12 protein-coding genes are annotated in these 20,596 nt (G+C 71.4%); 8 read left to right on the top strand and 4 right to left on the bottom strand.

Going from position 1 to position 20,596, the window contains the following annotated elements:
* Positions 1-72 precede the first annotated feature (72 nt).
* The 3 genes from metH (at position 73) to R3E98_05445 (ending at position 6,452) form a co-directional block, all read left to right on the top strand.
* Positions 73-3,774 (top strand): methionine synthase, encoded by a 3,702-nt coding sequence (gene metH, locus R3E98_05455; GenBank protein MEZ4422833.1) that lies wholly within the window; start codon positions 73-75, stop codon positions 3,772-3,774.
* Entirely contained in the window at positions 3,771-5,624 is a 1,854-nt protein-coding gene (locus tag R3E98_05450) for a bifunctional homocysteine S-methyltransferase/methylenetetrahydrofolate reductase (GenBank protein MEZ4422832.1), read from the top strand. The genes metH and R3E98_05450 overlap by 4 nt, the downstream gene beginning before the upstream one ends.
* 150 nt (positions 5,625-5,774) lie before the next feature.
* Complete coding sequence (locus R3E98_05445) at positions 5,775-6,452, top strand: hypothetical protein (GenBank protein ID MEZ4422831.1); 678 nt, start codon at positions 5,775-5,777, stop codon at positions 6,450-6,452.
* A 24-nt stretch (positions 6,453-6,476) separates the two neighbouring features.
* Here R3E98_05445 and R3E98_05440 read toward each other — a convergent pair whose 3' ends face one another.
* From R3E98_05440 to R3E98_05425, 4 genes are all read right to left on the bottom strand, one after another.
* Entirely contained in the window at positions 6,477-8,144 is a 1,668-nt protein-coding gene (locus tag R3E98_05440; GenBank protein ID MEZ4422830.1) for a formate--tetrahydrofolate ligase, read from the bottom strand.
* Positions 8,145-8,263: 119 nt separating this feature from the next.
* Positions 8,264-9,112 (bottom strand): hypothetical protein, encoded by an 849-nt coding sequence (locus R3E98_05435; GenBank protein ID MEZ4422829.1) that lies wholly within the window; start codon positions 9,110-9,112, stop codon positions 8,264-8,266.
* Complete coding sequence (locus R3E98_05430; protein ID MEZ4422828.1) at positions 9,109-10,446, bottom strand: aminopeptidase P N-terminal domain-containing protein; 1,338 nt, start codon at positions 10,444-10,446, stop codon at positions 9,109-9,111. The genes R3E98_05435 and R3E98_05430 overlap by 4 nt, the downstream gene beginning before the upstream one ends.
* A gap of 6 nt (positions 10,447-10,452) precedes the next feature.
* Positions 10,453-12,561, bottom strand: a complete 2,109-nt coding sequence (locus tag R3E98_05425; protein MEZ4422827.1) for a S9 family peptidase — start codon at positions 12,559-12,561, stop codon at positions 10,453-10,455.
* Positions 12,562-12,705: 144 nt separating this feature from the next.
* Here R3E98_05425 and R3E98_05420 point away from each other — a divergent pair, with 144 nt between their 5' ends.
* The 5 genes from R3E98_05420 to R3E98_05400 all read left to right on the top strand — a co-directional run bounded on the left by R3E98_05420 (position 12,706) and on the right by R3E98_05400 (position 20,563).
* Positions 12,706-14,409 carry a carboxypeptidase-like regulatory domain-containing protein gene (locus R3E98_05420; protein MEZ4422826.1) on the top strand — a complete coding sequence of 568 codons (1,704 nt, stop codon included), beginning with the start codon at positions 12,706-12,708 and terminating at the stop codon, positions 14,407-14,409.
* 65 nt (positions 14,410-14,474) lie between these two features.
* Positions 14,475-16,697, top strand: a complete 2,223-nt coding sequence (locus R3E98_05415) for a TonB-dependent receptor (GenBank protein ID MEZ4422825.1) — start codon at positions 14,475-14,477, stop codon at positions 16,695-16,697.
* Between the two features lie 22 nt (positions 16,698-16,719).
* Positions 16,720-18,888 carry a DUF5916 domain-containing protein gene (locus tag R3E98_05410; protein MEZ4422824.1) on the top strand — a complete coding sequence of 723 codons (2,169 nt, stop codon included), beginning with the start codon at positions 16,720-16,722 and terminating at the stop codon, positions 18,886-18,888.
* Positions 18,889-19,007: 119 nt separating this feature from the next.
* A complete protein-coding gene (locus R3E98_05405; GenBank protein ID MEZ4422823.1) occupies positions 19,008-20,054 on the top strand; it encodes a DUF72 domain-containing protein in 1,047 nt (348 codons plus the stop codon).
* The gene (locus R3E98_05400) at positions 20,051-20,563 is read left to right on the top strand and encodes a hypothetical protein (GenBank protein ID MEZ4422822.1); all 513 of its coding nucleotides are present in this window, start codon (positions 20,051-20,053) and stop codon (positions 20,561-20,563) included. Before R3E98_05405 ends, R3E98_05400 begins: the two co-directional genes overlap by 4 nt.
* The last annotated feature ends 33 nt before the right edge of the window (positions 20,564-20,596 follow it).

The following is a 20,596-nucleotide window of genomic DNA, read 5'->3' as shown; positions in this document are numbered from 1 at the left end:
GGCGGCGTGACTCCGGCGGGCTGGTCCAGAAGGTGCAGACCCGCCGGCCCGGCACCTCCAGCGAGAGACTCCGTGACCAGACCCGACGACACCATCCGCAGCCTCCTCGAGGGCCTCCTGGCCCAGCGCATCCTGGTCCTGGACGGGGCCATGGGCACCATGATCCAGCGCCGGGGCCTCGAGGAGGCGGACTTCCGCGGGGAGCGTCTCGCCGAACATCCGTCCCCGTTGCAGGGCAACAACGATCTGTTGGTCCTGACCCGCCCGGACGTGATCGAGGCCATCCACCGCGAGTATCTCGACGCGGGCGCGGACATCCTCGAGACCAACACCTTCAACGCGAATCGGGTGGCCCAGGCCGACTACGGCACCGAGGCGCTGGTCTACGAGATGAACGTGGCCGCGGCGCGCCTGGCCCGCCGCGCGGCCGACGACTTCACCGCCCGCACGCCCGAGCGTCCCCGCTTCGTGTGCGGCGTCCTCGGCCCCACGAACCGGACGGCCTCCATCTCCCCGGACGTCAACGATCCGGGCTACCGCAACGTCACGTACGAGGCGCTGGTGGACGCCTACCGGGAGCAGGCCTCCGGCCTGCTGGACGGGGGTGCGCACGTGCTGATGGTGGAGACCGCCTTCGACACGCTCAACGCCAAGGCGGCGCTCTTCGCGTTGACCGGCCTCCTCGACGAGCGGGACATCGACGTGCCCCTGCTCGTCTCCGGCACGATCACCGACCAGAGCGGACGCACCCTGACCGGGCAGACGCCCGAGGCCTTCTACCGGTCCGTGCGGCATGCGCGCCCGCTTTCGGTGGGCCTCAACTGCGCCTTGGGGGCCCGGCAGCTGCGGCCCTATCTCGAGGAGATCGCGGAGGCCGCCGACTGCTTCGTCTCGAGCCACCCCAACGCCGGTCTGCCCAACGAGTTCGGCGAGTACGACGAGTCTCCCGCCGAGATGGCCGCGGTCATCACCGAGTTCGCCGAGAGCGGCTTCGTCAACATCGTGGGCGGCTGCTGCGGCACCACGCCCGCGCACATCCGGGCGATCGCGGAAGCGGTCCGCGACCTGCCGCCCCGCCGACCCGCGCGCCCCGAACCCGCGTGCCGGCTCGCCGGCCTGGAGCCGCTGACGATCACGCCCGAATCGCTCTTCGTGAACATCGGGGAGCGTACCAACGTCACGGGCTCCGCGCGCTTCGCGCGCCTGATCCGCGAGGACGACTACGAGACCGCGCTCGATGTGGCCCGCCAACAGGTCGAGAGCGGGGCCCAGATGATCGACGTCAACATGGACGAAGGCCTGTTGGATGCGGAGGCCGCCATGCGTCGATTCCTGAACCTCATCGCCGCGGAGCCCGACATCAGCCGCGTGCCGGTGGTCGTCGACTCCTCGCGCTGGGAGGTCATCGAGGCTGGACTGCGGTGCGTACAGGGCAAGCCGGTCGTGAACTCCATCAGCCTGAAGGACGGAGAGGCGGAGTTCATCGCCAAGGCCCGTCTGGTGCAGCGCTACGGAGCCGCCGTCATCGTCATGGCGTTCGATGAGACCGGACAGGCCGACACGGAAGACCGGAAGGTCGAGATCTGCACGCGCGCCTATCGCATCCTCACGGAGACGGTCGGCTTCGCGCCCGAGGACATCATCTTCGACCCGAACGTGTTCGCCGTCGCGACGGGCATCGCCGAACACAATCGCTACGCGCTCGACTTCCTCGGCGCCACCCGCCGCATCAAGGACACCCTGCCCCATGCCCTGATCTCGGGCGGGGTGAGCAACCTGTCCTTCTCGTTCCGGGGCAGCCCGCAGATCCGGGAGGCCATGCATTCAGCCTTCCTGTATCATGCCATCCGCGCGGGGATGGACATGGGCATCGTGAATGCCGGCGCGTTGGCGGTCTACGACGAGATCCCGCCCGAGTTGCGCGACGCCGTGGAGGACGTGCTCTTCGACCGACGCCCCGACGCCACGGAGCGCCTGACGGCCCTGGCCGACCGCTACCGGGGCAGCACGGAGACGGTCCAGGAGGACGAGGCGTGGCGGAGCCTCCCGGTGGAAGCCCGGATCGAGCACGCGCTCGTGAAGGGGATCGCCGACCACATCGAGGACGACGCCGAGGAGGCGCGCCAGGGTCGGGACCGCGCCATCGAAGTGATCGAGGGCCCCCTCATGGACGGCATGAACGTCGTCGGGGACCTGTTCGGCTCCGGGAAGATGTTCCTGCCCCAGGTGGTCAAGAGCGCCCGGGTGATGAAGAAGGCGGTGGCCTACCTCATCCCCTTCATCGAGCAGGAGAAGCAGGCCGCCGGCGATACCGGCGCCAAGGGGCGCATCCTGCTCGCCACGGTGAAGGGGGACGTGCATGATATCGGCAAGAACATCGTGGGCGTGGTCCTGGCCTGCAACAACTACGAGATCGTGGACCTGGGTGTGATGGTACCGGCCGAGAAGATCCTCGAGGCCGCACGCGCCGAGCAGGTGGACATCATCGGCCTCTCGGGCCTGATCACCCCGTCCCTGGACCAGATGGTGCACGTCGCCGCCGAGATGGAGCGCGAGGGGTTCGACCTCCCGCTGCTGATCGGCGGCGCCACGACCTCCAAGGTGCACACGGCCGTCAAGATCGAGGAGCGCTATCACGCCCCCGTGGTGCACGTGCTGGACGCCTCGCGCAGCGTGGGCGTGGTGGGCGCGCTGCTCGACAGAGAGCAGCGTCCCCGCTACGCCCGCCAGGTCAGAGAGGAGTACGCCGACCTGCGTCGGAAACAGGGCGACCGGCGCGCGGGGCAGCGCAACCTGACGTTCGAAGAGGCACAACGGCGACGGCATCGCGCGGACTGGAGCGCCTACCGGCCGGTGGCGCCCCGGACCCCGGGGATCACCGTCCTGGACGACTACCCGCTCGAGCGGCTGGTGCCGTTCATCGACTGGACGCCGTTCTTCCAGACCTGGGAGCTCGCCGGCAAGTATCCCGACATCCTCGACGACGAGGTGGTGGGCGAGCAGGCACGCTCGCTCCTCGCGGACGCGCAGCGCCTCCTGGACCGCATCGTGCGCGAGAAGCTGCTGACGGCGCGCGCGATCGTCGGTCTGTTCCCGGCGGCCGCGCGGGACAACGACGTGGAGGTCTACACCAACGGTGATCGGGCCCGACCGGACGCCGTGTTCCACCAGCTCCGCCAGCAGTTCGACAAGGGCGGCCGGCCCAATCTGTCCCTGGCCGATTTCGTCGCCCCGGCCGACGCGGGGCTCGAGGACCACGCCGGCGCCTTCGTGGTCACGGCCGGTGTGGGCCTCGACGCGCTGGTGTCCTCCTTCGAACAGGATCACGACGACTACAATGCCATCCTGGCGAAGGCGCTGGCCGACCGCCTGGCAGAGGCGTTCGCCGAGCACCTGCACCAACGGGTCCGTACCGACCTCTGGGGCTACGCACCCGACGAGCAGCTCGACAACGACGCCCTGATCCAGGAGCGGTATCGCGGCATCCGGCCGGCGCCGGGCTACCCGGCGTGTCCGGACCATACCGAGAAGCGCACGCTGTTCCGGCTGCTGGACGCCGCCCGCATCGGTGTGCAGCTCACGGAGAGCTGCGCCATGATCCCGGCCGCGAGCGTGAGCGGGTGGTACTTCGCCCACCCGGACGCGCAGTACTTCGGGATCGGGCGGATCGGGCGCGATCAGGTGGAGGCCTACGCCGCGCGCAAGGGCATGTCGATGGAGGAAGCGGAGCGTTGGCTGTCGCCCAACCTCGCCTACGAGCCGGAGGCGCTGTGAGCCGGCTGCGCGCGCTCATCGAGGACGGGCGCGTCCACGTGATGGACGGCGCCATGGGCACGCTGCTCTACGAGCGCGGCGTGTTCGTCAATGTGTGCTACGACGAGCTGTCGGTGAGCGAGCCGGATCTGATCCGTGGCATCCACGAGGAGTACGTGCGAGCCGGTGCCGAGATCCTGGAGACGAACACGTTCGGCGCCAACCCGGTCAAGCTGTCCGCGTTCGGGCTGGAGGGTCGCACCGAGGAGATCAACGCGGCCGCGGTGGCCTGTGCCCGCGATGCGGCCCGGGGTCAGGCCGTGGTCGTGGGTGCGGTCGGCCCGCTCGGCGTGCGCATCGAGCCCTGGGGTCCCACTGCGTTCGATGAAGCCAAGGGGTACTTCCGACGTCAGATCCGGGGGTTGGTGGACGGAGGCGTGGACGGGATCCTGTTCGAGACGTTCGCGGACCTCGACGAGATCCGAGCCGCCATCGAGGCCGCCCGCGCCGAGACCGACCTGCCGCTCATCGCGCAGATGACCGTCGACGAGGACGGTCGGACTCCTCTGGGCACGCCCACGGCCGCGCTCGCCACCGCCCTCGCGGAATGGAAGGTCGACGTCGCCGGCCTGAACTGCTCCGTGGGACCCGCGGTCATGCTGGACGCCATCGAGGAGATGGCCGAGATCTTCGCCGGTCCGCTCGTGGCGCAACCGAACGCGGGCGTTCCGCGCTCCGTGCGCGACCGCAAGATCTACATGGCCAGCCCCGACTACATGGGGCGGTACGCGCGTCGCCTGATCGAGGCCGGTGCCCGGTTCGTAGGCGGGTGCTGTGGGACCACGCCCGAGCACATCCGCCGCATCCGCGACTCGGTGGCAGCCGTACAACCCCGGCATCCGGCGGTGGGGGTCAGCGCGCCGACCGCGGAGGCGCCGGCTCCCCCGCCCTCCACCCCGCTCGAGGAGCGGTCCCGCTTCGGACGCAAGCTCGTGCGCCGCGAATGGATCACGAGCGTCGAGCTGGTGCCCCCGAAGGGCTGGGACCCCTCCACCATGGTGGATCGGGCGCGGCAGGCCTACCTGGCGGGTGTGGACGCCATGGCGGTGCTCGACGCGCGCGGCCACGGCCGCATGAGCGGGATCGCCTCGGCTCTGGTCATCCAGCGCGAGGTCGGCATCGAGCCGATCGTCCACTACACCTGCCGTGACCGCAACATGGTCGGGATGATCTCCGACCTGCTGGGCGCCGCGGGCGCGGGTCTGCGCAATCTGCTCCTCACCACCGGGGACCCGTCGGCGATGGGGCCCTACACGGAAGCCTCCGCCGTCTTCGACATCGACTCGATCGGCCTGACCAACGTCGTCGCGGCGTTGAACCGCGGCGTCGACCCCGGCGGCGCGGCGATCGGCGAGCCGACGCGGTTCGTCATCGGGGTGGTGGCGCGGCCCGCCGCCGTCGACCCGGTCCGCGAGATGGAGCGCTTCGCCTACAAGGTGGAGGCGGGCGCCGAGTACGCCCTGACCCAGGCGGTCTTCGACCCCGAGCTCATGGTCGGCTTCCTGGAACGGACGGCGCGCTGGCGGATCCCCACGCTCCTGTCCATCCGACCCCTCACGTCGCTGCGCGACGCGGAGTTCCTCGCGAACGAAGTACCCGGCATCTCCATCCCCGAGTCCGTGCTGGAGCGGATGCGCCGGGCCGAGAGCCAGGGGCCTTCCCACGCGCTCGCCGAAGGGGTGCGCATCTCGGTGGAGACCGTCCTGGCGCTGCACGCACGCGTCCAGGGTCTGCATGTCAGTGCCCCCTCGGGACATCTGGATCTGGCGTTGCGTGTGCTCGACGAGGTCGCAGCGGAGCTCAGAGGCTAGCCGCGCCCCTGCGGACGGGGTGGCGTCCGCGCTGCGTCGAAGCGCCGCGACAGCCGCGGGGAGATGGCCCTCAACTTGCCGCCCGCGGGGTGCTCGACCGCGGCTCCCCCCGCGCCTCTCCACGCCGAACGCTGTGGTCTACCATCGTTGGTGCCTTCGCGCCCCCCGGTCCTGCCGGTCCGCTCCGTCGGACCGCAGACCCATGAGCTCGCTCTCGCTCCCGCCCTCGTCGCCGGGCTGATCGCCGCCCTGGTGGGGGGCTGCCTGTGGGCGGCAGCGGTGTCGTTCACGGGCCGCAACCTCGCGGTCCTGGCCTGGCCGGTGGGGGGGCTCGTGGCGGGCGCCATGGCACTCGCGACCGGCGACCGCTCCCCGCGTCTCGGCGCAGCCGGGGCCGTCCTCACGCTCACGGGGCTCGTCGTGGGGACGCTGCTGACCGCGCAGCTGGTGCCCGACTTCGGCGTCTCGCACATGATCGTCGACGATACCGAGACGCTCGCGGGCGTGGCGTTCTGGCAGCTGCAACGCGAAGGGAGGGTGCCCACGGAGGTCCAGACCGCGCTCGCCTCGCTGGAGCCCGGGGACACCGTTCCCGACGTTCTCTGGCTGGAGATGCTCACGCTCGGGCAGGACCACGTCCGCACGCTGAGCACCGACGAGCGCGAGGCGCTGGCGCACGAGTTCACGCGCGGGTTCGTACGCGACGGCGGCGTCTGGCGCCGGCTGGAGGTGGAGACCAGCGCCGCGGACGTGCTCTTCGGGCTGCTGGCCCTGGGAACGGCGTGGACGTCGTTGCGGCGGCGGCGACCGGGCCCCACGGTCGGCTGAGCGACCGCGGGGCCCGGTCGGCCTTCACGCCAACCCGCGAATGGTGCCGTCCTCGGCCAGGCTCATGCCGGCGGCCGCGGGCGTCGCGGCCAGACCGGGCATGGTCATGATGTCCCCCGTCTTGGCCACGACGAATCCCGCCCCCGCCGACGGCGTGACCTCCCGCACGGTGATGCGGAAGCCACGGGGTCGGCCGAGGCGCTTGGGATCGTCCGAGAACGAGTATTGCGTCTTGGCGATGCAGACCGGCGCGTGCGCCAGTCCGACCTGTTCCAGCCGCGCGATGTCCTTCGCGGCCGCGGGCAGCAGGTCGATGCCGTCGGCACCGTAGATCTCCTTGGCGACGGTCTCGATCTTCGCGGCGAGCCCCAGGGAGTCGGGATAGAGGGGCTTGAAGGCCGCCGTGCCTCCCTGGACCGTGTCCCAGACCGCATCCGCCAGGTCCAGGCAGCCCTCGCCCCCGCCGCCCCAGGGATCCGCCTGCACCGCGGGAACGCCCGCCGCCGCACACGCGGCCATGATCTCGCGCACCTCGGCGTCGGTGTCGCTGGTGAAGCGATTGATGGCGACCACCGGAGGCACGCCGAATTTCCGCACGTTCTCGACGTGGCCGAGCAGGTTGACGACGCCCTTGCGCACCGCCTCCGCGTTCTCGGCGCCCAGGTTCGCCAGCGGGACGCCGCCGTGCATCTTCAACGCGCGGACGGTGGACACCACCACGGCCGCCGCCGGCTCCAGACCGCCGAAGCGGCACTTGATGTCGAAGAACTTCTCGGCACCGAGGTCGGCGCCGAACCCCGCTTCGGTGACCACGACATCGCCGAGACGAAGTCCGGCCTCGGTGGCCATCAGGGAGTTGCAGCCGTGCGCGATGTTGGCGAAGGGCCCACCGTGCACGAGCGCCGGGGTGCCGCCCAACGTCTGCACGAGATTGGGTTGGAGCGCGTCCTTGAGCAGGATGCCCATGGCCGGGGGAGCGTCGAGCTCCGCGGCGCGCACCGGTGAGCCGTCTCGCGTGTACGCGACGATGATCTCGCCCAGCCGGCGCTCCAGGTCGCGCAGGTCGCGGGACAGACAGAAGATGGCCATCACTTCCGACGCGGCCGTGATCACGAATCCGCTCTCGCGCGGCACGCCGCCCGCGGTGCCTCCGAGACCGATGACGATCTGGCGCAGCGCGCGGTCGTTCATGTCGACAGCCCGTGGCCACACCACGCGGCGGGGATCGATCCCGGCCGTGTTCGGGCGATAGATGTAGTTGTCGAGCAGGGCCGCCAGCAGCGCGTGCGCCGACGTGATGGCGTGGAAGTCCCCCGTGAAATGCAGGTTGATGTCCACCATCGGGACGACCTGGGAATATCCGCCGCCGGCCGCGCCTCCCTTGATCCCGAACACCGGCCCCAACGAAGGCTCGCGCAGACAAAGCACGGGGTTGCGCTCACGGAGCGCCAGCGCGTCGGCCAGCCCCACCGACACGGTCGACTTCCCCTCCCCGGCCGGGGTGGGCGTGATGCCGGTCACCAGGATGAGCTTGCCCTTGCGGTCGGGACGGCCGTGGACGGCGGCCATCGGGACCTTGGCCTTCGTGCGCCCGTAGGGCTCGATGTCGTCCGGGCCCAGCCCGAGGCGGGCGGCGATGTCGGTGATGGGCCTGAGGGCGTGCGATTGGGCGATCTCGATGTCCGTCGGCACGAGGCTTCCGTCCTGGGCTGGGGTGGACAAACCCGGACATCCTCGGGGGATCCGACCGGATCCGTCAACACGCGGCCCGCCCGGGGCCCGCAGGGGGCCGGACCGGAGGGGCCCCACGCTCAGACCTGGCTCAGCACCTTCTTCAGGGTCCGTTCGGCGCCGCGAAATCCCAGATTGGAGACGTACACCTTGTCGGCGCCCACCCCGCGCAGCGCCGCCACCGTCCGGCCGGCCAGCTCCTCCGCGCCGACCCCGGTCGCGAACTCGTCCGTGAGCGCTTCGGCCGGCACGGGGAAGTACTCGTTCAGGCGCGCCAGCGTCCGGGGATTCGCGCTCCGGTAGAGGAAGACGCCCCACACGACCGGCAGGTCCACGCCGGCGGCCCGCAGGCCCTCCTGCACCGCCTCCACCCGATCCAGCGAGTGGTGCGACACCACCTGCGTGAGGATGAAGTCGGCGGTGAACCGGGGATCGAGGGCGAAGCGCACCTGCTGTTCGATGTCGCGGTGCGGGTTGATCCAGCCCCCGAGCTTGAGCGAAGGCACGGCCTCGCGGATCCGCTGCCGGAGCTCGTACGCATGCGGCACACAGCGGGGCGGTCCGCCGAAGCGGTCTCCCCCGAGCACCGTCAGCGCTTCGAAGCCGTGCGACGCGGCCCGGGAGGCGTAGAGCAGGCAATACTCCAGCGTGTGCTTGCAGGTGAGGAACGGTGCGATGCCCCTGGGGGTCACGTCGGCCGGAAGGTTGGCCGTCAGGTGCGCGAGGTTCTCCTCCTCTTCGACGGCCACGGCGTTGTCGGTGATCAGCACCGGCCGACCCGCCCGCGTCAGCGCCTGGAGCGTGTGGTGCATGTCGATCCACACGTCCATGCTCTCCGCCGGGTCGAGCCCGCTGCGCGGCGGCCGCAGCTCGACCGCCACGAGCGGGCCGGGGCGGCGGAGCTGCTCCATGAAGCCCGTCGGACTCACGCCGTGCCCCCCTCCCGCAATGCGATCAGGCCGTCCACGTCCATGGGGAGCGCGGCCGTCAGGTTCTCGCACCCCTCCGCGGTGATGAGCACGTCGTCCTCCAGGCGGATGCCGACGCCCCGCAGCTCCGGCGGCGCCTGTTCGTCGTCCCCAGGCACATACAGGCCGGGTTCCACCGTGAAGACCATGCCGGGGGTCAGCGTCCGGGCGGCACCGTGCACCCGGTAGAGTCCCACGTCGTGTACGTCCAGCCCCAGCCAGTGTCCGGACTTGTGCGGGAAGAGGCGCCCCAGGCGGGCGCGGCGTTGCTCCGCGTCGGCGCGGGACGCCAGTCCCAGCTCCACCAGCCCGGCCTCGAGCCGGTCGCGCACCGCACGCTCCACGTCGTCGATCGTCGCGCCGGGACGGGCCACCGCGAGCGCAGCATCCCGCGCCTCGCGTACCACGTCGTGCAGGTCGCGCTGGGCGGGGGTGCCACGCCCCGTCACCGGCAACGCCCGCGTGATGTCCCCGGCGTACCCGGCCACCTCCGCTCCGGCGTCGATCAGCACCCACCCGTCCTGCGGAAGGCGCGCGTCGTTGCGCGTATAGTGCAGCGTACAGGCGTGCGCGCCTCCGGCCACGATGGTACCGAACGCAGGTCCCCAGGCACCTCCCGCCAGGAACGTCCCTTCCAGGGCGGCCTGGATCTCCCATTCCCCCACGCCCGCTGCCACACGCGGAAGGGCGGCGCGGAAGCCCTCCACGGTGAGCGCGGCCGCCGTGCGGATCAGCGCGAGCTCGTCCTCGTCCTTCACGAGTCGGGGTTCGTCGAGCAGCAGGCCCGGGTCCAGCACGCCCACCGGCCGACCGCCTGTGCGCGAGGCTCGCGCCCGGGCGGAACCGAGGGTGGCCACGACGATCCGGTCCAGCGCCGGTTCCCGGCCCAGACGGACGTACACGTGCTCGGCCCCGTCCAGCAGATCTGCGAGACGGGAGTCCATCTCGTCGACCGGGAACGCCGCGTCGGCCCCGAGCTCGGCGCACGCGCCGTCCACCCCGAGGCGCATGCCGGTCCACAGCTCGGCTTCAGGGACCCGCGGCGGAACGAAGAGCACGCAGCGGTCCTCCGCCGCGTGACCTCGCAGCACCAACACGGCCTCGGGCTCGCCCCAGCCGGTCAGCCACAGGAACTCGCTGTCGGGGCGGAACCGGTACTCGGTGTCGCCGTTCTTGAGACGGGACGGCCCGGCCGGCACCACCAGGGCGGACGGGCCCAGGTCCTCCAGGATGCGCGCCCGGCGAGCGGCGAAGCGACCGGCCGCGATCCCGGGGGTTCGATCGACGATGCGCACGTCCGGTCAGTGCGTGGGCGCGTCGCTGGTCCGCACCGTCTCGCTGCCCAGGAAGTGCTCGAACCACGAGCGGATGCGCTCCAGGCGATCGACGAGCAGCCAGGGCTCGCCCGTGCGGGAGAGGCCGTGCGAGGAGCGCGGGTACCGCACCAGCTCGGTGGGCACGCCCCGCTTCTTCAAGGCCATGAACCACTGCTCCCCGTCCCCGATCGGCGTCCGATAGTCGTTCTCGGAATGGATGATCAGGGTGGGGGCGCGAACGTTCTCGACGTACGAGATCGGGGACAGACGGCGATAGAGCTCGCGCTGCTCCCAGGGCGGGCCGAAGAACTCGTACTCCGTGAGGCCCTGGGCGTCCGAGCTGCCGTACCAGCTCTCCCAGTTCACGATGGAGCGCGAGGTCACGGCCGCAGCGAAGCGGTTGGTGGTGGCGGTGAGCCAGTTGGTCATGAAGCCGCCGTAGCTGCCGCCCGACACCCCGAGGCGCTCGGGGTCGATGTCGGGATAGCGAGCCAGCGCTTGATCCACAGCGGTCAGATAGTCCTCCTTGTCCACGACGCCCCACTGGCCCCGGGTCGCGTACTGGAAATCGTGACCGTAGCCGGACGATCCACGCGGGTTCGTGTACAGGACGAAGAAGCCCGCGGCCGACAGGACGTGGAAGGTGGGGAAGAACGTGTTGCCGTAGGCCGAGTGCGGTCCGCCGTGGATCTTCAGGATCAACGGATAGCGGCTGCCTTCCCGGTAGCCGACCGGAGGCACGATCCAGCCTTCCACCTCGGTCCCGTCCCGCACCCGGAACGCGAGGCGCTCGGGCCGCCGGAGCGTCACCCGCGCCAGCCAGTCGTCGTTGAAGCCGGTGGCGCGGCGCTCCGCGGTGCCATCACCCCGCGCCACGAACAGCTCCGTCGGGGTGACCGCGTCCGTGACCGCGTAGGCCATGACGCCGTCGTCGGCCGAGAAGCTGATGGACGACAACTGTCGCTCTCCCGACGTCACGGTCCGGACGGCGCCGCCCGATACCGGGACCTCCACCAGGTGGACGTCCCCGCCGAGCTGCGCCGGAAAGCGGAGGCGGAGGCCGTCGGCCGCCCAGCGGGGTGCACCGGGATCGCGATCCCACGTGTCGGTCAGGTTGCGGGGGTCGCCGCGGAAGGTCCCGTCGCCGTCGACCGCCACCACCCACACGTCGGTCTGGGCCCCGCGGGCCGGCGTCGCCAGCCAGGCCAGCCAGCGCCCATCGGGCGACAGGGCCGGCGCGCTCTCCGCCCCCGGGTCCGTGGTCAGGCGGCGCACGCCACCACCATCCGCGGCGACGATCCACAGATCCCCGGTGGGGTCGGTGCCCGTCTCGTCGTCCTGGGAGGCGTCGCCCGCGAAGTACAGGTAGCGTCCGTCCTCGGACCACAGCGGCGCGCCGACGTCGAAGGCGACGTCCGTGAGCCGGCGCGCGGTCCCACCGGCGGCCGCCACCACGTGCAGCTGCCCCTTGGGCGAGACGCTCCAGTGCGGTCGCAGCGTCAACGTGCCGTCGCGCTTGTAGCGGGTCGACGTCACCACCCGTCCGTCGAACCGCTGCGGATCGAGCGTCTCCGTCACGGCGTCGGGTGCGATCCATCCCGCCCGCTCCCCGGAGGGACCGTCTTCCGCCTTCACGAAGGCGATCCGGCTGCCGTCGGGAGACCACACCGGCGTCCCTTCCACCCCTTCGATGTGGAACGCCTCTCCACCCGCGCCGTCGACCCGCAGGAACCAGGTGGGGTTGGGGTCCTCCCCCCGTCGCGACTGGAAGGCCAGGAGCGCGCCGTCGGGAGACCACACGGGCTCCGTGGCGTCCTCCGTGGGACCCGTGAAGCGCCAGGGGTCGCCGTCCGGACGGCCCTCCACGAGCCGCTGCATCCAGATCTCGCGGTGGCGGCGGTTCTCCTCCTCCACGACGGTCGTCACCACGAAGGCCACGTGGGTGCCGCGCGGCGAGACCTGCACGTCTCCCACCGTGACCAGGTCGTAGTAGTCCGAGGGCCGGTAGCCCCGGCCCTGACCCGCGGCCGGCTCCGACGCGGAGAGCGTGGCGGCGGCCACGAGGGCAGTGGCGAAGAGCGGGCCTGTGCGCATGGTGGACCGGGATGGAGGGATCGGGCCGGACCGGCCCGGGTAGCTACCGGCGGTCTCCTCGGGAGAGGATTCCCGCGGAAGCACAGGAATGTAGAGCTACCCCCCAGGCGGCTCAACGGAGCACCGAACGGAGCATCGCCCATCATGCGACCGCTGCGCCCCATCCCCCGGATGGCCCTGCTGGCGGGCATCGGTCTTCTCGGCGCGCTGGCTGCTCCCCCGGCCGCCGCGCAGGTGGTCCGCGGGATCCTGCGCGAGGCGGGGACCGGAGACCCCATCGAAGGCGCCATGGTCGTGCTCGTCGATGCCGAGGGGCGAGCCGCCTTCCAGGTGCTGACCAACGAGAGCGGCCGCTTCCTCATGGAGCACCGTGCCCCCGGCCGCTACCGGCTGCGGGCGGACCGCATCGGACACGCGAGCACCTTCCATCCCGAGTTCGCGCTGGGCCCGGCCGATACCGTGGCGGTCGAGCTCATCGCCACGGTGGAAGCGATCGTGCTGGAGGGGATCGACGTCGAGAGCGACGCGCGCTGCGAGGTGAACCCGGAAGACGGTCGGGCCGTCGCGGTGGTGTGGGAGGAGGTCCGCAAGGCGCTCGCCGCAGCCTCGTGGACGGGCGAGCACGGGGTGTTCCGCTACGAGCTGGCGCACCTCGAGCGGGACCTCGATCGGGAGGCCCGCCGCGTCGAGCGGGAACGCGTGCGCTACGAGCGCACGTCCAGGCAACGCACCTTCGTCAGCCGACCCGCGCCCGAGCTGATCCAGGACGGCTTCGTGGTGGAGGACGGCGACGTCACCGTGTTCTATGGCCCCGACGCCGACGTGCTCCTCTCCGATGCCTTCCTGGACACGCACTGCTTCCGCCTGCGCCGCGGCCGGCGCGACACGGAAGGCCTGCTGGGGCTGGGCTTCGAACCCGTCGACGGACGCCGCGTCTCGGAGGTCGTCGGCACGCTCTGGCTCGATCCCGCCAGCAGCGAGCTCCGGATCCTGGAGTGGCGCTACGCGAACATCGATCCCGCCATCGAGCGCGAGAACGTCGGCGGTCGCGTCGAGTTCACAGCCCTGCCCAGCGGGCCGTGGGTCATCCGCAAGTGGTGGATCCGCATGCCGATCGTGGGTTTCGATCGGCGCAACGAAGCGAATCGGGGTCGGCAGGTCATCGGGATCCGGGAGACCGGTGCGCAGGTGAGACGCATCGCCACCGTGGCCGGCCGCATCGTGATGGAGTTCGAGGGGGGCGCGGTCCAGGGCGTCGTGCGGACCGACGGTGGCGCCCGCCCGCTGGCGGATGCCCGCATCATGCTGCGGGGCCGGGAGGACACCGTCGTCGCCGACGGACGTGGGCGCTACCGCGCCACGGGCCTGGAGGAAGGCGTGTACGCCGTCACGTTCTCCCACCCGAGCCTCGACTCTCTCGGATTCCGGTCTCCCCCGCGCGAGATCCTGGTGCCGGCCCAGGGCGTCGTGGACCTCGACCTGAGCGCGCCGCCGGCCCGCCGGATCGTGGCCGAGCGCTGTGGCGAGGAGGGGCTGGAGTCGGGGACCGCGGCGCTCATGGGGTGGGTGCGCTGGACGGACGGATCCGCGGCGCCCGACGCCCGGGTCCGCGTGGACTGGTCGGACTTCCGTGTCCAGACCCGCGGCGTGTTGCAGGAGGCCGCGTCCGGTGTGCTCGCCACGCCGGACCCGGATGGGTTCTACCTGGTGTGTGGGCTTCCGACCGATACGGCACTCCGCGTGACCGTCGAGGGCGCGGACGCCGAGCCCGCGACAGTGCGGATCCCGCTCGACGCGTGGCGGGCGCATCATGACGTGCAGGTCGTGGCCTCGGATCCTCCGCGGTAGTCTGCCCCGCTCCACGCGCTCCGTGCCGAGAACGTCCGGCTGGGCCTCGAGGACCGCGTGCGTGCGTGCGACACGGTAGTCCCGGACGGTCGCGGATCGTAGCTTCCAGACGTCCGCCGCCCCTCCCCGGTGCCGGCGGGATCCTCAACCGGGAGGCTCGTCTGGGTACCCGCGCACCCCTCGCACCCCTTTCCCTCGCCTTCGTCCTGACGACGACCGCCCCGCTGGCCGGACAGACCCCCCGTCCGGCGACCGTCCCCGGCGGCGACACCGTCTCCGCCTACCAGCTCGATTCGCTCGTCGTCGAGCTCCTGCGCACGCCCGTGCGGGCCAATCAGGCTCCCTACTCGATCGCCGCGCTGGGCCGAGCCGACCTCTTCGGCGCCAAGGCCGCCGGCTCGCTCGACGAGATGCTCGAGGGGCTGCCCGGCGTGGAGATCCAGAACCGCTTCAACGACGCGGTGGGTGAGCGCATCTCCATCCGCGGATTCGGGTCGCGCGCCACCTTCGGGGTACGGGGCGTGAAGGTCCTGGTCGACGGCGTCCCGGCCACGATCGCGGACGGACAGGCCACGCTGGACCACGTCGACTTCGGCTCCCTGGGCCGGGTCGAAGCGCTGCGCGGGCCCGCGTCCATGCTGTGGGGCAGCGCCGCCGGTGGCGTCCTGCTCCTGGAGTCGCGACGTCCGCCCGAGACGGTGCCGTACCAGCAGACCGCACGCCTCGTCGGGGGCAGCAACGGCCAGTGGACGGGCCACACCACCGCCGCGGGCCGGACCGGCACGCTCGGGTGGCTCGCTGCCGTGGGCCGCACGCAGGGCGATGGGTTCCGCCCCAACCCGCTCGAGCCCGAGGCGTCTTTCAGCCACTCCGAGAAGACACAGGCCAACGCCACGCTCGACTGGCAGGGGGCCCGGGACCGACTGCGGGCGTCCTTCAACTTCACGCGCATGGACGCGCAGAACCCTGGCTCCCTCGCCGATTCCGTGTTCCGCTCCGGCAGCCGGGAGGCATTGCGCTTCAACGTCCTCCAAGGCGCGTCCAAGCAGATCGACCAGGCCCAGGCCGGACTCTCCTGGACGCATGAGCTCGAGGGCGAGCGCACGTTCGAGGTGAGCGGGTACGGGATCACGCGCGCGCTCGACAACCCCATCACCACCGTCGTGATCGACCTCGATCGCCGCGCGGGCGGCCTCTCGGCGCAGCTGAGCGATCGGGTGGCGTCGGTCGCGCGTGGATTGCGCTGGAGCCTGGGGGGCCAGCTGGACCTCCAGCGTGACGCCCGCCTCAACTACGAGAACGACGGCGGGACGGCCGGAGCGCTGGCGCTCGACCAGGTCGAGTCCGTCCGCGGCACAGGGGTGTTCGCGAACGCGTTGCTCGAGCTCGGTGCGGGCTGGCTCGTGTCCGGGGGTCTGCGCTACGACCGCACGACCTTCGATGTCGAAGACCGCTTCCTCTCGGACGGCCGCGACGATTCGGGCGAACGCACGATGGATGCGCTGAGCCCGGCGGTCGGCGTACGCTGGGAGTCGGATCGCACCTTCTCCGTGTACGGGAACGTGGCCACCTCGTTCGTGACGCCGACGACGACCGAGCTGGCCAACCGGCCCGACGGACAAGGCGGCTTCAACGCCGACGTGGACCCCACCACCGCAGTGTCGGTGGAGCTGGGCGCGCGGGGGTGGGTGGGCCGCACCCTCGCCTGGCAGCTCGCGCTGTTCCGGACCGCCCTGGACGACGAGCTGGTGCCCTTCGAGGTCCCGAGCGAGCCGGGCCGCCGCTTCTTCCGCAACGCCGGCAGCTCCCGCTACTACGGCATCGAAGCGCTGGTGCACGGTCGGATCGGCGAGCATCTCTCCGGGCGCCTGACCTACTCCTACCTGGACGGACGCTACCAGCAGTTCCGGACCGACACGGAGGACTTCACGGACAACGTCATCCCGGGGGCGGCGCCTCACCGCCTGGACGGCCTGCTGCGCGCCGCGGGCGGTGTGGGCTTCGTGGAGGTGCACGCGGAGTACGCCGACCGCATCGCCGTGGACGACGCCAACAGCCAGTTCTCCGACGCCTACACGCTCATCGACGTGCGCGGCGGCGTGGACGGTGGCGCGTGGACCGTCGGGAGGGCCGCGCTGACCCCCTTCGCGGGTGTCACGAACCTCTTCGACCGCGTCTACGCGTCCGCCGTGTCGGTCAACGCGTTCGGCGCCCGCTACTACGAGCCGGGCCCGGGACGCCGTTTCTACGTGGGTCTCGAGGCCGCCTGGCCCGGGACCGGATTCTGAGCCCCGAGGGGCGGAGGTGACGATGCGGGGTGGAGCACGGGCGGCGGTCTGCGCGGTCCTCATGCTGTTCGGGGGCGCGCGGGCGGAGGCGCAGGTCGGGACGGCGGCCCCGGCCGCTCCGGTGCTGCACGCCGTGCGCATCGCCGAGGCGCCCACGATCGACGGCGTGCTGGACGAACCCTTCTGGGCGGGCATCGCGCCGGTCACGGACTTCCGGCAGCGGGAGCCCGTGGACGGCGCCTCCGCCAGCGAGCCTTCCGAGGTGCGGGTGGCGTTCACGGAGACCGCGCTCTACTTCGGACTCGTTCTCCGGGACTCGGACCCCGCCAACATCCGGCGCAGCATCCTGCACCGCGAAGGGCGGATCGACCAGGACGACCGGGTGATCATCGCGCTCGATACGTACCACGACCGGCGCAACGCCTACATCTTCGAGCTGAACCCGTTCGGCACGCAGGGGGACGCGCTGATCTCGGACGAGAGCATGGCCATGTCCGACTGGGATTGGGAGGGCGTCTACAACAGCGAAGGCCGCATCACCGACGAGGGCTGGGTGCTCGAGGTGGAGATCCCCTTCACCACCATCCGGTTCAGCGACGACGCCGTCCCCGAGATGGGTGTGGCGTTCTACCGCTCCATCCGTCGCAAGAACGAAGAGGTCACCTGGCCGCACATCGGCCAGGAATACCGGTCGGGGATCTTCCAGGTCTCGCGCTACGCCACGCTGCAGGGTCTGGAGTCGCTTCGTCGCGGCCGGTACATGGAGCTCAAGCCCTATGCGATCGCAGGACGCCAGAACCTGGCCAGCTCCGGGACCCAGACCCTTTCCGACTTCGGCGGCGACCTCAAGTACGCGATCACGTCCAGCCTCGCGCTCGACGTCACGGTCAACCCGGACTTCGCGCAGGTCGAGGCGGACAACGTCCAGATCAACCTGACGCGCTTCAGCCTGTTCTTCCCGGAGAAGCGGGAGTTCTTCCTGGAGCGCCAGGGACTCTTCCAGTTCGGCGCCGCGCGGCAGACCGAGGCCTTCTTCAGCCGCAGGATCGGACTGCCGAACGACATCCGCGGCGGCAGCCGGGTCACGGGCCAGGTCGGTCCCTTGTCCGTCGGGGCGCTCGCGCTCGCCACGGGGGACGCCCGTGATCCGTCGGGGACCCTGTTGCCGGGCGGGCTGAACTCGGTGGTGCGCGTGCGCGCGGACGTGCTGCCCCGCACGACCGCCGGCGCGATCTTCACCACGCTGGAGAGCGACGGCACCCACAATCGTCTCGGGGGCGCCGATCTCCAGGTGCGCTTCGCGGGTTCCAGTTCGTTCGACGGCTGGTTCTCGCAGGTCTGGGACAGCGGAGCGGGCACGAGCTCCGCCGGTGCCGCCTCCCTCGACCTGCGTAGCGCCACGGCGTCCGTCGGTGGCAGCTACACGTCCGTGGATGCGGACTACGATCCCGCGCTCGGATTCGTCCAGCGACGGGACATGCGGCGCACGAGCGGTAGTGCGGCCTGGTTTCCCCGGTTCGAGTCGAGCCGGTGGGCTCGCCGCCTGACGATGGCCGTCACCGGCGACTACATCACGGGCCAGGACGGCGACGAGCAGAGCACGAGCGTTCTTTCGCACAACATGCTGACGTTCCAGAGCGGGGACTGGGTGATGTTCAACCTGCGTCGGCGAACCGAGATCCTGGAGGAGCCCGCCCGCATCCAGTCCCGGACGCTCCCCATCGGCGACTACGTCTTCACGAGCGCCGACCTGAGCTTCCGCATGAACGAGAGTCGGGCCTGGTCGGGCAGCGGCGGCGTGACCGTGGGTCAGTTCTGGGGAGGCACGCGGACCGAGGTGTCCGGCGGTGTGACCTGGAAGACCGGCCCGCACCTCACGGTCGGGATCAACAGCAGCCACAACCGCATCGACCTCCCCGTCCCCGACGGCGCGTTCAACACGACGCTGGTGGGCGTGGACCTGCTGGGGGCGCTCAGCCGCAACCTGTTCGCCAACGGGCTGATCCAGTACGACGACGTCTCGCACGTCCTCCAGGCCAACATCCGGATCGACTGGATCCACACGCCGGGCAGCGACCTCTTCCTGGTCCTGGACACCGGCTATCGTACGGGGGCGCTGCAGGACCCCCGCCAGAGCCGCTGGGACCGGCGGACCGGTGTGGTGAAGCTGACCTACCTGAAGGCGTTCTGAGCGTCCGGCGCGGAGCCCCGGGCGGCGGCCTCGCCGTCGCCCGCTCGGCGGACGCCCCGCCCGCTCCCGGCCGCCCGGGCCCGGGTGGCACGGACGCCTGGCTCCTGTAGCTTTCAGCCGTGCACCGATCCCAGACCGACCTCTTCTCCGGCGAACACGCCGCGCTCGAGCGCTCCGCCGTGGCGCCCGCACCGGCGAGCCCCGAGCTGCAGGAGCTGGCCGGGCGTCTGCCTCCGCGGCTGCGCCTGGGCACCTCCTCCTGGTCCTTCCCGGGCTGGGCCGGGATCGTCTACGATCGCAGGGCCCCCGAATCCCTGCTCGCCCGCAAGGGGCTGGAGCCGTACGCCCGACATCCGCTGCTCCGCGCGGTGGGTGTGGACCGCACGTTCTACGAGCCGTTGCCGACGCTCGCGTTCCGCGAGTACGCCGACGCGGTTCCGGCGGACTTCCGCTTCGTGGTCAAGGCGGACCGTCGCCTGACCATCCCGCACCTGGCCGGACCGGATCACCCCTTCGGGGCCCCGCCGCCACCGGGCGAGCGCGAACAGCGGGTGCGGGCCCGGGGCGGCATCCACTCGGCCAACCCGCTGTTCCTGGATGCCGAGTACGCGCGGCGGGCGGTGGTCGAGCCGGTGCAGTCGGGCCTGGGCGCCCGCTTGGCCGTGCTGCTGCTGCAGTTCCCGCCGCTCGATCCCGCCATCGTGGGCGGACCGGGCGCGTTCGCGGGCCGGCTCCGCCAGTTCCTGGCGCGGATGCCTTCAGCCCTCACGGTGGCGGTGGAGGTCCGCACCCCTGCCCTCCTCACGGCCGCGTATCGCGATGCGCTCGAGGCGTACGGCGCGGTGCACGCCTTCACGGTGCATCCCACCATGCCGCCGCTGCGTCAGCAACAGGCACAGGTGTCCATGGCGTCGGGCCGCCCGCTGGTGGTCCGCTGGATGCTGGGTCACGGTCTCTCCTACGAGGACGCACGCGACCGCTACGCGCCGTTCGACGCGCTCGTCGCCGAGGACGTCACGGCCCGCCGCTGGATCGCCGACCTGGTCGGGGAGGCGCTGGACGCAGACCGCGATGCGTACGTGATCGTCAACAACAAAGCCGAGGGCTCCTCCCCGCTGTCGATCGTCAAGCTGGCCCGCCTGCTCGCGCGGGAGGCCTCCGCGTGAGCGCCCGCGCGACGGTGCGCCGTGCCCTGTGGGGGGGCTGGGCGGTGTGGCTGCTGGCGTTGCCGTCCGCGCTGTCGGGTCAGGACGGGGAGCCGGAGCGCCTCCGGATCGGCCTGACCTTCGGGAGCACCGCCCTCGTGGGGGTCAGCGTGGAGTACGTCTGGAACCGGACCGCACTGGAGGTCGACCTCGGCACGTGGGCCTTCCGGGACGTGAGCGTGGCCGTATCCGGCAAGCAATACATCGGCCAGGGTCGGGTACAGGGCTTCGTCGGGTTGGGGCTGTGGAACGTCACGGCCTCGCAGGAGGCGGGGGTGGGCTCGGCGCTCATCCTGCGCGCTCCGATCGGGCTGGAGGTCGAGACCTTCGACGAGGTGGACCTGGGCGCCGAGCTCAACGTCAGCCGCGCGCTCTGGATCCGGCGCGCCGATCCGGAGGACGTGCGGCCGCCACGCTCGCGGATCGTCCCGCTCCCGGGCTTCTACCTGAAGTGGGCCCAGGTGCGCTGAGGCCGCGGGTCCGCCCGTCCCGACGAACGGACG

The organism is Gemmatimonadota bacterium (assembly GCA_041390125.1).
GTDB lineage: Bacteria > Gemmatimonadota > Gemmatimonadetes > Longimicrobiales > Gaopeijiaceae > JAGQIF01.
Note: the sequence above shows the minus strand (reverse complement) of the source record. Positions and strands in the feature narration are given on the sequence as shown.